The sequence below is a fragment of the Arthrobacter silviterrae genome (assembly GCF_011045165.1).
Lineage (GTDB): Bacteria > Actinomycetota > Actinomycetes > Actinomycetales > Micrococcaceae > Specibacter > Specibacter silviterrae.
In genome coordinates this window covers 298,302-314,230 of the sequence record NZ_JAAKZI010000001.1, presented here as the reverse complement: position 1 = coordinate 314,230, position 15,929 = coordinate 298,302, and the positions used below count along the sequence as shown (strand labels likewise).

The window sequence follows — 15,929 nt, the reverse complement described above, 5'->3', positions numbered from 1 at the left end:
ACCCCCCACCCTTCTAACCATCACTGGTTGTTTCAGCCTAGGACGTTCGCCATGGGCGACAACTCACAGCGACCAGCCGATCTGGACCACCGGAACGAACCAAACAGCCAAAAACGGGCGGACCGGCGTTTAGGGCTTGACCAGCCAGGCGGTGGCGGCGGCCGGGAGCGTCCTGTCCTCGAGTGGGACGCTGCTCAGCACCACAGTTCCCTCGGGAAGGGCGGCGTCGGCGTCGCCGAAGTTGGTGACCACGGTCCAGCCGTTCGGGCGAACAAAATGCAGCACGGCCGGATTGGCATTGGGCACCCATTCAAGGGTTTCGCCGGACTGCAAGGAGCGGCGCAGGCCCAACGCCTTGCGGTACAGGTTCAAGGTGGAGGCCGGGTCGGTGTCCTGCGCGGACGCGGCCGCACCGGCAAACCACTCGGGCTGCGGGAGGTGGGCCGGGACATCGCCGAAGCCAAAGGCAGGGCCGGCAGGGGTCCAGGGCAACGGCACACGGCAGCCGTCACGGCCCACCTCCACCCCGGCGTTGCGGAAGAAGGTCGGGTCCTGGCGCTCAGCGGCGGGAATGTCGGCCACCTCGTGCAGGCCCAGTTCCTCACCCTGGTACAGGTACGCCGAGCCAGGCAGACCCAGCATGAACAAGGTGGCGGCACGGGCCCGGCGCAGGCCCAGCTCCCTGTCCAGTTCAGCCTCCGGGCCGCCGGCCAGCAGCCAGGCCTTGCCGTCCTGGGATATGCCGTCTACGGGATCCGAGCCGGCATCCGCACCGCCGCCCGTCCCTGCCACCAGCCGGGGCAGGCCGTAGCGCGTGGCGTGCCGGACGACGTCGTGGTTGGAAAAAACCCAGGTGGAGGAGGCCCCGGTGGCCTGCGCCTCGGCCAGGTTCTTCGTCACGATCCCCTCGAAGGACGCGGCGTCGAAGTCGGCCATGAGCAGGTCGAAGTTGAACGCCTGGCCCAAGCCTGTGGGGGAGGCATAGCGAGCGCGGCGGGATGGGTCCACCCAGGCTTCGGCGACGGCGGTGCGCGGCGGGTTGTACTCGTTGAACAGGGTGCGCCACTCGGCGTAGATGCCGTGGACGTCGTCGCGGTCCCACAGCGGGTTGGTGCCGTTGTGGAGCTTTTCCAGCCGTTCCAGCTCGGCCTGGGAGGGCAGCGGCTCGGACAGGTCCTTTATGAGTGCGTGCGCCACGTCGATGCGGAAGCCGTCCACGCCGCGGTCTGACCAAAAGCGCAGCGTCCTTAGAAAGTCGTCGCGGATTTCGCGGTTGTCCCAGTTGAAGTCGGGCTGCTCGGAGGCGAAGAGGTGCAGATACCACTGGCCATCGGGCACCTGGGTCCAGGCGGGGCCGCCAAAGATTGAGGTCCAGTCCGACGGCGGCAGCTCGCCGTTGGTGCCCTGGCCGTCCCGGAAGATGTAACGTGCGCGGGCGGGGGAGCCCGGTTCTGCGGCAAGGGCCTCCTGGAACCAGGCGTGCTGGTCCGAGGAGTGGTTCGGGACGATGTCCACGATCAACTTCATGCCCGCACCGTGGAGGCTGGCCGTCATCTCGTCAAAGTCTTCAAGCGTCCCGAGGCGCGGGTCCACGTTGCGGTAGTCGGCGACGTCGTAGCCGCCGTCGGCCAGCTCGGAAGGGTAGAAAGGGCTCAGCCAGACGGCGTCCACGCCCAGTTCTTTCAGGTACGGCACCTTGGCGGTGATGCCCCGGATGTCGCCCAGGCCGTCGGCGTTGGCGTCGTAAAAGCTGCGCGGGTAGATCTGGTAGACGGCGGCCTGGCGCCACCAGGTGGGGTCCCCGGAAGTGCCTGGCGTAGCGGCGGTGGCCGGGAGGACGGAGAGCGGTGACGACGGCATGGGGGGTTCCTTGGCGTGGGTATGAGACGTTTATTTAGAACGTAAATTTATATGTTGTTAGAATTATGTCCGTCCACACCGGCACGCGTCAAGGGGTACTTTTGGAACTCACGGCAAATACGCCCCAGCAACTGCGCCACACCAACATGGCGGCAGTGCTGTCCGTGATGCGCCGGGCCGGCTCCTTCACCGGCACGGAGCTCATTGCCGAGACAGGGCTGGCCCGGGCCACCGTCATCGCCGTGTGCGACGATCTCATCGCCGCCGGCTGGGTCCGCGAACTGCCGGCCCGCCGGCCCCAGTCCGGTGTGCAAAAGGGGCGCCCGGCGCGTGTTTTTGAATTTGATGCCCGGGCGGGCCTGGTGGTGGGCCTTGACGTTGGCGTGGCCAAGACGACGGCGGTGGTTGCGGACCTGAGGGGCGCCATCCTGGGCAGGGCCACGGAGATTTTTGGTGACTTTACGGCCCCGGCCGCCGAGCGCCTCGACACCATGGGCAAGGCCGTCCAGTCAGCCCTGGAGTCGGCAGGCGCGGGGCAGGATGCCGTGTTGGTGGCGGGTGTGGGCATTGCCGCGCCGGTGGACGACGACGGCGGCATTCCGCGCAGCCAGGCCTTTTGGGAGAACTTTGACATCGGCGTCAGTGAATACCTGCAGGAGCGTTACGGCTGGACTGTGCTGCTGGGCAATGATGCCAACCTGGCGGCGATGGCCGAGCACTGGATGGGTACGGGTGAAGGGGTTGGGGACCTGGCCGTCATGCTGGCGGGGGAGCGCATCGGCTTTGGCTTGATGTCGTCCGGGGAACTCCTCCACGGCGCCACGGGTCGCGCCGGCGAGGTGGGCGCGCTGGAACTGGTCAGCGGCGTCGGGTCGCCGGATGGGATTGCGGCCCTGGTGCGGACGCTCGCCACCGAGGCGGTGGCCACCGGGCCACGCGCCACCCGTCCCGGCGCTGCTGCCCGCTCCCTGCTGGCCGAATTTGCCCGCAAAGACAAGGGCGGCGTCAGCGCGGAGCAGGTCTTTGAGGCGGCGGCGCGCGGCGACAAAACCGCGGTGAGCGTGCTGGACGCCGTCGCCCGGCGCATGGGCAGGGTCATCGCCCTGCTCGCCACCTTTCTGGACCCGGAACTGGTGGTCATCGGCGGCGCGGTGGCGGCGTCGTCGGCCGTCCTGCTCCCGCCCCTGCGGGAGGAACTCGCCAGCTTCATGTCCGCCCCGCCGCGCGTGGAGGTTTCACCATTGGGCGACGCCATTGTGACGCTGGGCGCCGTGCGGCTGGCCCTGAACCACGTGGAGGACAGGGCGCTGGAACTGGTGCCGCGGGCGGCGGGACTGCGCCGGGGCAGGAAATAACCGGGCCAGGAAATAATTAACCCACCAACTGGAGCAATCGGTTACGATTGTGGTCGTACTTCACTGCGTGCATGTCGGCGAAATTCCCCATGGGAAGTGCTCCCCATTGCATGCATCCCGGGATTTCGGGGAAACTGTGTAGTGACTTGGCGGGGAACCAAGCCGCGGTGGCTGCCCAACCGGTGCCGCGCACAGAGTAAAAAAGGAATCTAACAGTTTGCCGCCAGGCTTCAGGGGCGGCAAACCAGGGGTGTTAAATGGCTTTGCCACGACTTGTCAACCGGTCTCAGCGCGGAAGAAAGCTTTGGGGGATCACGGGAACCGCCGCAGTTGCCGCTGCCCTGGTGACGGGCGCCGTCATCTACCCCGGCTTCAACACCGCCGACGTGGACCTCAACGACGGCAGCGTCTGGGTCACCAACCGCACCATGAACATGGTGGGCCACCTCAACGCCCAATCCCAGGTGCTCGACGGCGGCTTCACGGCCACCACCCCCGGCTTCGACGTGCTGCAAAACGCCGGCACCGTCTACATGGACAACGATTCCGGCACGCTCCTGAACAAGGTGGACGTGCCGGACATGGCCCTTTCACAGGACACGTCGCTCTCCGGAGCCAAGAAGGTCTCCCTCGGCAGCGAGCTGGTGGCCATCACGGATCCGGCCGCGGGCAAGGTCTGGGCGGTTCCCGGCAACGCGGTGGCATCGTTCGACGACAAGACCAGCAAACCGCTCCTGTCCAAAGTGGCCAACGCGCAGGCCGCCGTCGGGCTGGTCACGGACTCCGGCAGCAGCAGCGTGTTCGTGCTCGACCCGCGGACCGGCGAATTGACCACGGCCAAGGTCGCCGCTGACGGCAGCACGCAGGCCACCTCCAAGACCACGCTGGACGGCCTGCCTGACACAGGCAAGCTGGAGCTGAGCGTGGTGGGGGACAAGCCGGTGGTCCTGGACCCGGGCACCGGCACCCTGTTCCTGCCCGGCAACAAGAAAATTACCGTCCCGAACGGCCAAAACGCGCGCCTGCAGCAACGCAGTGCCGGCGGCAGCTCAGTGGTTGTGGAGACCTCACGCGGGCTCCTGGTCCAGCCGCTCGACGGCGGCCAGGGCACCACCGTGGATGCCGGCGGCACCGGGCGCGCCATCGCCCCGGTACTGCAGGGCGGCTGCGTGCACGCTGCATGGAACGGTTCCAACAAGTACCTCCACTACTGCCCCGGCCAGGACGCCAAGCCGGTGGACCTGCCCAAGGCCGCCGGCCAGGCTGACCTGGTGTTCCGCCAAAACCGCGACGTGGTGGTGCTCAATGACATGAACGGCGGAGACGTGTGGCTGGTGAACCAAAACCTGCTGCTGGTCAACAACTGGAAGGACTTGACGGCCGACCAAAAGAACGCCGACAACGCCAAGAAGGAATCCACCGACCCGAACGTGGTCAACACCCTGCCGGACCGGACCAAGCCGAACCGCCCGCCCATAGCCAATCCTGACAGTTTTGGCGTACGTGCCGGGCGCACCACCCTGCTGCCGGTCCTGTACAACGATTCCGACCCCGACGGCGACGTGCTCACCGTGGGCGACCACCCGGCCGCCATCAAGGCCGGCACACTCCAAACCGTCTATGGCGGCACGGGCCTGCAGCTGGCCGTCCCCGCCGGCACGCAGGCGGGCAGCGAAACGTTCCGCTACTCGGCCAGTGACGGCCGCGGCGGCACCGCCAGCGCCCCCGTCACCATCCGCGTGGTGCCGCCTTCGGAAAATTCCGCGCCGGTTTCACTGCGGGCCACCACCATGGTGGTGGCGCAGGGGCAGTCCATCACCCAGAACGTGCTGGCGGACATGATCGATCCCGACGGCGACGACCTCTTCCTGGTGGGCGCCGCGGCCGGGGACGCCACGGGGCAGGTCAAGTTCACGCCCGACGGCGAACTGACCTACCTTGACAACGGGCAGGGCAGCGGCATCAAGACCGTCACCATCAAGGTTTCCGACGGCCGGGCCGTCACCGACAAGACCATCAAGGTTTCCGTCAAGTCCGGCGGCGTGCCGCCCGTGGCCAACGCCGACTTTGTGCGCGCCGTGGCCGGCCAGGCCACCACCGTGGCACCGTTGAAGAACGACCAGGACCCCTCCGGCGGGGAACTGCGCCTGGCCAGCGTGGACAAGCCCGCCACGGGCTCTGTTTCCGCCATCGCGGACAACGGCACCTTTACCTTCACCTCCTCCACCCCGGGCACTGTCTACTTGCCGTACCAGGTGACGAACGGCCCGCAAAGCGCCACGGGCCTGATCCGCATTGACGTGGTGCCGGCCCAGGCTGACCAGGTGCCGATCGCCGTGCAGGACATCGCCCGGCTGCCCGTGGGCGGCTCCACCCTGGTGGACGTGCTGGGCAACGACACCGACCCCTCCGGCGGCGTGCTGGTGGTCAAGTCCGTGACAGTTCCGGAAGGTGCCGGCCTCACGGCCACCGTCCTTGACCACCACGTGGTCAAGCTGACGGACGTCAATGACCCGGGCCAGCCCGTCACCATTTCCTACACGGTGGCCAACGGCCAGGGCACCGCCACGGGTGCCATCTCCGTGATGCGCATCCCCAGCAGCTCCACCCTGCAGCCGCCCGTTGCCCGCCCCGACGTGGTCACCGTCCGCGCGGGCGATGTGGTGCGCATACCCGTGCTGGCCAACGACACCGACCCGAACGGGGATGTCCTCAAGCACCCGGAAATCACCCAAAGCCCCGATGCGGCCGCCGGCAGGCTGTGGGTGGACCAGGACACGCTGCGCTTCCTGGCCGGCCCCACGGCCGGCTCCATCTCCGCCGTATACAAGGTCACCAACAACTCCGGACAGTCGGATTCCGCGTCCGTGACCATCAACATCATCGCCCCGGACCCCCAGCACAACCTCCCGCCGTCGCCCAAGAGCGTGGAGGGCCGCGTCATTGCCGGCTCGCAGACACGCATCCAGGTCCCGCTCGACGGCATCGACCCCGACGGCGACTCCGTGCGCCTGGTGGGCATCGACACCCCGCCCTCCCTGGGCACGGCGGTGGCAGGCAACGGCTTCATCACCTACACGGCCGCCGGCAACTCGGCCGGCACCGACACCTTCACCTACAAGGTCCAGGACCGCCTCGGCGCCGAAGCCACCGGCATCGTGAAGGTGGGCATCGCCAAGGCAGGCACCACGAACCACCCGCCCCAGGCCGCCGACGACTTCATTTCCATGCGGCCCGGGCGCCAGGTGGCCGTCGACGTGCTCCTTAACGATTCAGACCCCGACGGCGACCCCCTCGCCGTGGTCAAGAACGGCTTCAGCGGCCCCGCAGACATGGCGCCGCATGTGGGCGAGCAGGGCAGGGTCATTGTGACGGCCCCGGCCACCCCCGGCATGGCCACCATGGGGTACACCGTCACCGACCCCTCAGGTGCCACTGCGCACGCCAACATCCGCATGGACGTCACGGCCAACGCGCCCCTGCGTGCCCCCATCGCCCGGGACGACATCGTCACCACGGCGGAGGCGCTGGGGAAGAACACCGTCAACGTCCCCGTGCTGAAAAATGACGAGGACCCGGACGGCGTCACCGACGACCTCAAGGTGACCCTGACCCGAAACACCCCGACGGCCTCCGTCAATGCGGACGGCACGCTGCAGGTCCAGCTCACCCAGGCACCCCAGATGGTGCCGTACACCGTGACGGATCCGGACCACCTCAGCTCCACCGCCATTGTCTGGGTGCCGGGCCTGGGCCAGCAGTACCCCGTGCTGGCCAAGACCGATCCCATCAAGGTCCAGGCAGGCAACACGGCCACCTTGAACCTGAAGGACTACGTCAAGGTGCGCAGCGGCCGCACGCCCCGGATCACCCAGGCGGACAAAGTCAGGCTCATCGGTGCCTCAAGCAGCAACGTCCTCTCCGGCGACGGCGGCTCCATCATCTACAGGGCCAACGCCGACTTTTACGGACCCGGCTCCATCACCTTTGAGGTCACGGACGGCTCCGGCCCGGATGACCCCAACGGCTTGAAGTCCACGCTGACCGTCATGACGGACGTCACGCCGTCGCCGGCCAAGAACCTGCCGCCCAAGCTGAGCGGCACCGCCATCAATGTGGCACAGCTGGAATCCTCCGAGGTCAACCTTTCGCAGCTGGCCAGCGATCCCGAAAAGGACCCGCTCACGTTTGCGCTTTCTGGCGACCAGCCGGCAGGCATCAAGGCCCAGCTCGACGGCGCCACGCTGAAAGTGGCTGCCGAAAAGTCGGCGGCGCTGGGCTCCGTGCAGACGCTGGGCATCCAGGTCAACGACGGGCACAACCCGCCGGTCAAGGCCACCGTCACCATCACCGTCACGTCCTCCACGAAGCCGCTGGCCGTGGCCAATGACGATTCCGTGCCCGACGCCCATGCCGGGCGGCTGGAAAGCGTGCCGGTGCTCGCGAATGACGTCAATCCGTTCCCGGCCACGCCGCTGAAAATTGTCAACACGGCCATAATTTCTGGAGCCAGTGCCACCCGAGTGGCCCCCATGGGCGCATCCGTGGACGTCACGGCCCCGGATGACTTCACCGGAACAGTCGTGGTCAGCTACACCGTCCAGGACGCCACGGGCGACAAGGCCCGGCAGGTTACGGGCCGGATCACCCTGAACGTGAAGGGCAAGCCCGGCACCCCTGACGCACCCCGCGTGCAGGAGGTGACCAGCAAGCAGGTCATGCTCAAGTGGAACACCCCCGTTGACAACGGTGCGCCCATCACGGGCTACACAGTGAAAAAGAGCGACGGCGGCACCCAGGCGTGCGTCACGAACACCTGCCTCATCACTGGGCTGACGAACAACCAGCCGTACACCTTCACGGTGAGCGCCACGAACGCCGTGGGAGAGTCCGCGTACTCACCGGCTTCGGCCTCGGCCACCCCGGACCAGCAGCCGGACACCCCGGCGGCACCCACTGCGGTGCGGGGAGACACCAAGCTGGACGTCAGCTGGGTCACGCCTGTGGGCGAGTACTCGCCGGTGAAGAGCTACAACCTGGAAATCTCCCCGGTGCCGGCCGGCCAGAATCCACAAAAAAGCGGCGTCACCGGCAACAATCTGACCTGGACGGGGCTGACGAACGGCGTTGCGTATTCTTTCCGGGTTCAGGCCGTCAACAGTGCGCCAAAGCCGTCTGGCTGGAGCCAGTACACGGCCGTCCCCGTCAAGCCGGCGGGCAAGCCCTATGCCCCCGCAGCCCCGACCACCACGCTGGTGGACACCGTAGGCAGCCAAAACCAGGTCCGGGTGGACTGGAACGAGCCCAACCTCAACGGCGGCGTGCTCAAGGAGTACACGCTCACCACGTACCTGGACGGCGCGGCGCAGAAGTCCACCACAACCACCAACACCACCGCCACGGTGTCCCTGCCCAACGGCACCGGCAACTACACCTTCACGGTCACGGCCACCACGGAGGTGTCGTCGTCGGACCCCAGCACGCCATCGGCGCCCCGGAGGTCCGTCAGCAAGCCCGGCACGGTGCAAAGCGTGTCCATTGCCCCCGCCAACACGGGGGCCGCCGGAGGCCGGGTCACCGTCAACTTCACCCCTCTGTCCGGCACGGCCACCGGCGGCTCCACGGCCGGTGAGCTGAGCTATCATGCGCTGGTCTCGTCCACGGGGGCGGACGTGGTGGTTGCTCCCGGAGGCACTGTTCCCGCGCCGAACGGCACCTCCACCACTGTCACCGTCTACGCGAAATCGTCCGCCTTTGCCACGGCGGGGGACGCGTCGAGCCGGTCGAACGCTGTCACGCCCTACGGCACGCCGGGCCAGGCAGGGGTGGGCGGCAGCAACGGGGGAACGGGCAGCACCTCGTTCACCTACAGCTGGAGCTATCCCAGCGGGGCCGTTGACGCCCAGTCCATCCAGGTCAAGGTGGGCAGCGGCAGTTGGGTGTCCAAGGGCGGCAACGGCAGCGCCAGCTATGATACGGGCGGCTACAACAGGTCCGTCACGGTCTCAGTGCGTTCGGTCAACTCGGTGGGCACTTATGGGCCGACGGCATCCAAGACCCTCTCCAGCGGAGGAGCCCCGCCACCTCCACCACCTGTAACCACGGTGCGGGTGCAGGCTGGCACGTGGCATTCGTGCACTACTAACGGCAGCGACGGGAAGTTCAGTTCTCCGCCGGCAACCTGCGACGGCAACGTGTCGCCCGGCGGCAACGTTAATCTGGGCGGCCACTGGCTGGACTACGCCGACGGTTATGTCACGGTGGACCGCTGCGGGAACCCCTACGGCGGCCCAACCCCGAGCTACTACCACATGACCTCGGGCCCGCAGTCCAGTCGCTGGGTCAAGGCAGATACGGTGGACCGCATCGGCAATAGCCTGGGGTGCTAGCCCGAACCGGCACTTAACGTGGATGTTTCAGAGCAACATCCACGTTAAGTGCCGGTTCGGGGTGAGAAAAAGTTTGTCAAGACGATGGACTTTCTGCGAAAATACGTGGGGGTCTTGATCACAACCGGGGGAATCACATGTCTTTAGCGTCCTTGCGCGCCTCCACGCTGCGCAACAAACGCTTCCTGGGGATCACCGGCATGGCGGCGGTGGCCGCGACAGTGGTGGCAGGCGCCGTCATCTACCCCGGGTTCACCACGGCGGACGTGGCCCTCAATGACGGCAGCGTGTGGGTCACCAACCGCTCCGTGAACATGGTGGGGCACCTCAATGTGCAGTCCAAGGTGCTCGACGGCGGCTTCACGGCCACCACCGACAACTTCGACGTCCTCCAGCGCGCCGCGACCGTCTTCATGGGCAACGAAACAGGCACGCTCCTGAACCAGGTGGACGTGGCGGACATGGCCCTGGGCCAGGACAACGCAATGGCCGGCTCCAAGCAGGTCTCCCTCGGCAATACCGTCATGGCACTGGCAGACCCGGCCGCCGGCAAGGTGTGGGTGGTGGGGGCCGCCAATGCCACCTCGTTCGGGGACAAGACCACCAAGCCCAGCCTGGCGGGCGTGCCCAACGCAACGGCCGTCGTCGGGCTTGGCGGCAGCACGGAAGCCGGCACAGTCTTTGTGCTCAACCCCAAGGCAGCCGAACTGACCACCCTGACGGTGGGCCCGGACGGGCAGACGCTGTCCTCCAAGGTGGCGAAGGTGGACGGACTGCCGGATTCAGGCAAGCTCCAGCTGACGGCCGTGGGGGAGCAGGCTGCGGTGCTGGACCCGGACACCGGCACGTTGTTCCTGCCCGGCAACAAGAAGGTGGCAGTGGACCATGGGCGCGACGGGCGTATCCAGCAGCCAAGTGCCTCCGGCAACTCCGTGGCGGTGGAAACCTCCGCAGGCCTGGTGGTGCAGCCGCTGGGGGGAGGGGCGCCGCAGCAGGCCGCCATCACCGGCACCGGCGTGCCCATTGCCCCCGTCCAGCAGGACGGCTGCATCCACGCCGCCTGGTCCGGCGTGAACCAGTACCTGCACTTCTGCGCCGGCGCCGGGGCGAAAACTGCGCCCATTCCCAAGGCGGGCGGACAGTCCCGCATGGTGTTCCGCCAAAACCGGGACGTGGTGGTGCTCAATGACACGAATGGCGGCGACGTGTGGCTGGTCAACCAGAACATGATGCTGGTCAACAACTGGGATGACATCCAGGCCAACCAGAACAAGTCGAACGACCCCAACAAGGACTCCACCGACCCCAATGTGGTCAACACGCTGCCGGACCGCACCAAGCCGAACCGGCCGCCCGTTGCCGTCGCGGACACTTTTGGCGTGCGTGCCGGCGCCACCACCATCCTGCCGGTGCTCTACAACGATTCCGACCCCGACGGCGACGTCCTGACGGTGCGCGGCGTCACGGACAAGCTGGCCATGGGTGAGCTCCAGGTGATCTACGGCGGCACCGGGCTGCAGCTGGCCGTTCCGCCCGGGACCAAGCCCGGCACCGAGTCCTTCAGCTACACCGCCGACGACGGCCGCGGCGGCAGCGCCCAGGCCACCGTCACGGTCCGGGTGGTCCCCGACTCCGAAAACGCGGCGCCCGTCTCGCTCCGGGCCACCAGCATGGTGGTGGTCCAGGGGCAGGCCATCAGCCAAAACGTGCTCGCCGACATGTCCGACCCCGACGGCGACAACGTCTTCCTGGTGGGCGCCAAGGCCGGCGACGACACGGCCCAGGTGAAGTTCAGCCCGGACGGTGAACTGACGTACATTGACAACGGGCAGACCACCGGGCCCAAGACCGTCACGGTGACCGTTTCCGACAACCGGGCCGTGACGGAAAAGAAGATCACTTTCACGGTCAAGCCCCGCGGCGGCGTGCCTCCCGTGGCCAACGCCGACTACGTCCGCGTGGTGGCCGGCAGGACGGCACTGGTGGCGCCATTGAAGAATGACCAGGACCCCGGCGGCGGCCAGCTGCGCCTGGCCAGCGTCGACAAGCCCACACTGGGGAAGGCGTCCCCCATGGCCGACAACGGCACGTTCAGCTACACCTCAGCCACTCCGGGCACGGCGTACCTGAGCTACCAGGTCACCAACGGCCCGCAAAGCTCCACCGGCCTGATCCGCATTGACGTGGTGGCTGCTGACAACACCCTGGCACCCATCGCCGTCAAGGACACGGCCATGCTGCCCACGGGCGGGTCCACCCTGGTGGACGTGCTGGGCAATGACAGCGACCCCGCCGGCGGCCTCCTGGTGGTCCGCGGTGTGGACGTGCCGGAGAATTCCGGGCTGTCCGCCACGGTCCTGGACCACCGGCTGGTCAAGATCACCGACATGCGCAGCAGCGGCCAGCCCAGCACCCTCAAATACACTATCTCAAACGGCCACGGCACCGCCGTGGGCAGCATCGCCGTGGTGCAGATTCCGGCACCTTCCACCCTGCAGCCGCCCGTGGCGAAGGCCGACGAAGTCACCGTGCGGGTGGGTGACGTGGTGCGCATCCCCGTCCTGGCCAACGACACCGACCCCAATGGGGACGTCCTCAAGCACCCCGAAATCACGCAGGGGCCGGACGCCTCCGCCGGCAAGCTGTGGGTGGACCAGGACTCCCTTCGCTTCCTGGCCGGGCCCACGGCCGGCACCGTTTCCGCCATCTACAAGGTGAGCAACAGCTCCGGGCAGTCGGATTCCGCCCCCGTGACCATCCACGTGGTGGCCGCCGACCCGGCCCGCAACCTCCCCCCGGCACCCAAAAACGTGCAAGGACGGGTGCTGGCCGGCTCCACCACCCGCATCCAGATCCCGTTGGACGGCATCGACCCCGACGGCGACTCCGTCCAGCTGGCCGGGCTGGACACGGCCCCCACACTGGGCACCGCCGTGGCCGGCAACGGCTTCATCAGCTACACGGCCGCGGGCAACTCCGCCGGCACCGACTCCTTCACCTACCGGGTCAGGGACCGCCTCGGCGCGGAAGCCGTGGGCACCGTGCAGGTGGGCATCGCCCCCGTCGAGGCCGTCAACCACCCGCCCCAGGCACAGGACGACTACATCACCATCCGCCCCGGACGCCGAGTGGCCCTGGACGTGGTCCTCAACGACTCCGACCCCGACGGCGACCCCCTCGCCGTGGTCCGGAACGGCTTCACCGGCCCCGCGGACATGAATCAGTCAGTGACCGAACAGGGCCGCGTGCTGGTCACGGCACCGTCCACGGCCGGCACGGCAACCCTGAACTACACCGTGGCGGACCCGCGCGGGGCCACCGCCAAGGCCAACGTCCGCCTGACGGTCAGCCCAGACGCCCCGCTGCGCGCCCCCATCGCCCGCGACGACTCCGTCTCCGTGCAGGAGGCGCTGGGGAAAAACACCGTGGACGTGCCGGTGCTCAAGAACGACGAGGACCCCGACGGCGTGGCCGAGGATCTGAAGGTCACCCTCACCCGGCCCACGGATACTGCCAGCGTGCTGCCCGGCGGCTCCGTCCGCGTCAACCTGCTGGCCGTGCCCCAGATGATCCCGTACACCGTAACGGACCGGGACCACCTCACCGCCACGGCCATCATCTGGGTGCCCGGCACGGGCCAGCAGTACCCCGTGCTGAAAAAGAGCGGCCCCCTCAAGGTCAAGGCCGGCAGCTCCGCCGTCTTCAACCTTGGCGACTACGTCAAGGTCCGGGCGGGCCGCACGCCGCGGCTCACCCAGGCGGACAAGGTCAAGCTCATCGGCGCCCCCTCGGAGCAGTCGGTGACGGCCGACGGCGGCATCAAGTACGCCGCCAACCCGGACTTCTACGGCCCGGGCTCCATCACCTTCGAGGTCACGGACGGCACCGGCCCCGACGATCCCCAGGGGCTCAAGTCCACGCTGACAGTCATGACCGAGGTGTCGCCGTCGCCCGCCAAGAACCAGCCGCCCACCGCCACCGGCACGCAACTGGACGTGGCCCAGCTCGAATCGGCCACCCTGGACCTTTCCCGTCTGGCCAGCGACCCGGAGAATGACAAGCTCACGTTCAAGCTCTCCGGTCCGCAGCCGGCCACTGTGGCTGCCACGCTCAGCGGCACGGTCCTGACCTTGAATGCCGCGAAAAACGCGGTTCCCGGCTCGCTGCAAACAGTGGGCTTTGAGGCAAGCGACGGCAGGAACAGCCCCGCCAAGGCCGTGGTCACGCTGCGCGTGGTCTCCTCCACCAAGCCGCTAGCCGTGGCGAATGAGGACGTCGTTCCCGACGCGCACGCCGGCCGGCCGGAAGTCGTCGCCGTCCTGGCCAATGACACCAACCCGTTCCCTGACACTCCGCTGAAGCTGGTGGACGTCAAGCTCATCACGGGCGCCAACGGCACCGTGGTGGAGAAGTTGTCGGACAAGGTGAAGGTCACGGCCCCGGAGAACTTCACCGGCAATGTGGTGGTCGGCTACACCGTGGAGGACAAGACGGGCGACAAAAACCGCCGCGTGGACGGGCGCATCACCCTCAATGTCAAGGGCAAGCCTGCCGTGCCCGCCGCGCCCAGGGTGCAGGAGGTCAAGAGCAAGCAGGTCATGCTGCAGTGGGCCGCCCCGGCGGACAACGGCTCCCCGCTCACCGGCTACACCGTGATGAAGAACGACGGCGGCACCCAGGACTGCGCCACCAACACGTGCCTGGTCACCGGGCTGACAAACGCCAAGCCCTACACCTTCACGGTCAAGGCCAACAATGCCGTGGGCAGCTCCGATTACTCCAAGCCGTCCGCCTCCGCCACACCGGACGCCTCGCCGGACACCCCTGCACCGCCCGCTGTCAAACGGGGGGACGGGGAACTGGCGCTGAGCTGGGTGGCCCCCACGGGCGAGTACTCGCCTGTCAAGACATTTAACGTGGAAATCTCGCCGGCCCCGGCCGGGCAGAACCCGCAAAAAACCGGCATTGCGGGCACCACCCTGAGCTGGACGGGGCTCACGAACGGCACCGACTACACCTTCCGGGTGCAGGCCGTGAACAGTGCCCCGGAACCGTCCGCATGGAGCCAGTACTCGCTGGCCGGCAAGCCGGCCGGCAAGCCGTTCACGCCGGCCGCGCCTGTGCTGACGGTGCTGGACACCCTGGGGAGCCAGAACCAGGTCCGGCTCGACTGGACCCAACCCGACCTCAACGGCGGCGTGCTGAAGAACTACACGCTGACCAAGTACCTGGACGGTGCCGCGCAGGGCGTGGTGACCACCACGCAAAACACGGCCACGGCCTCGCTGCCCAACGGCACCGGCAACTACACCTTCGCCGTGTCCGCCTCCACCGAGGTGGACATCTCAGACCTGAGCCCGCAGTCCACTGCGCGCCGCTCGGTCAGCCGGCCCGGGCCCGTCACGGGACTGTCCACCGCCGCGACCAACACGGCGGCGGCGGGACGGCAGATCAAGGTCAGCTTCACTCCGCCCAGTGGAGGAGCCATGGGCGGATCCACCAGTGGTGAACTGAGCTACCAGGCCACCGTCTCCAGCACGGGCGCCACCTCCTCGATCGTCCCCGGCCAGGTCATGGACGCACCCAACGGGACCGGCACCACGGTGACCATCGTGGTGCGCTCCGCAGCCACCCAGGAAACGTCAGGAGCCGTACAGTCCGGCTCCGTGGCGCCCTACGGGACGGCAGGGACGCCGTCGATCAATGCCAGCAACGGGGCCCAGGGCGACAACCAGATGCACTACAGCTGGTCTGCGCCAGGTTCCAACACGGATTCCGTGGCCGTCCGGATCGACGAGGGCGGTGGTTTTGGCGGGGAAATCACGGCCAAGTCCGGCAGCGGCTCAGTCAACCTGGGCGGGCCAAACATTAGCCGCACCATCAAGATCCAGTCCAGGAACTCGAAGGGCGACTGGGGTCCCGTCGCGGAGGCAACGGCCTCCAGCGGCGGCCGCGTGCCCATGATCGTCAATACCGATCCCGGACCGGGCGGGCACACCTGCACGGTGCCCGCATCGGGGGGCGACTTCTACTGGGTCAAGGGCCCGCCCGCCACCTGCCACGGCGTGGTTAACACTGCCGGCCAGCCCGGCGGCAACTGGCTGACTCTCGAAGACAGCAGCAATTACGGCGCAATTGAAATCGACAGCTGCACCGTGCCGTGGCCGGGGCAGATCCCGTGGTACCACATGAAGACTGGCCGCCTGGCCGGCTTTTACGTCCACCCGCCCACCGTCAACATCATCCAGGGCTCCACGGCGGGGCTGCCCGGATGCTGACCATGAGCAAGGGAAGTTGTCCCCATGGCTGGCAACACCATCTATTG

General features: G+C 67.6%; 4 protein-coding genes. 3 read left to right on the top strand and 1 reads right to left on the bottom strand.

What is annotated here, in order from left to right; translation table 11 throughout:
- Positions 1-129: 129 nt before the first annotated feature.
- Positions 130-1,860 carry a glycoside hydrolase family 13 protein gene (locus G6N77_RS01420; RefSeq protein ID WP_165180197.1) on the bottom strand — a complete coding sequence of 577 codons (1,731 nt, stop codon included), beginning with the start codon at positions 1,858-1,860 and terminating at the stop codon, positions 130-132.
- 101 nt (positions 1,861-1,961) lie between these two features.
- Here G6N77_RS01420 and G6N77_RS01415 point away from each other — a divergent pair, with 101 nt between their 5' ends.
- From G6N77_RS01415 to G6N77_RS01405, 3 genes are all read left to right on the top strand, one after another.
- Positions 1,962-3,215: an ROK family protein gene (locus tag G6N77_RS01415; RefSeq protein ID WP_240901568.1), complete on the top strand. Its 1,254-nt coding sequence runs from the start codon at positions 1,962-1,964 to the stop codon at positions 3,213-3,215.
- 257 nt (positions 3,216-3,472) lie between these two features.
- Positions 3,473-9,604: a fibronectin type III domain-containing protein gene (locus G6N77_RS01410; protein WP_165180195.1), complete on the top strand. Its 6,132-nt coding sequence runs from the start codon at positions 3,473-3,475 to the stop codon at positions 9,602-9,604.
- 137 nt (positions 9,605-9,741) lie between these two features.
- Positions 9,742-15,882 carry a fibronectin type III domain-containing protein gene (locus G6N77_RS01405; RefSeq protein ID WP_165180194.1) on the top strand — a complete coding sequence of 2,047 codons (6,141 nt, stop codon included), beginning with the start codon at positions 9,742-9,744 and terminating at the stop codon, positions 15,880-15,882.
- Positions 15,883-15,929 lie beyond the last annotated feature (47 nt).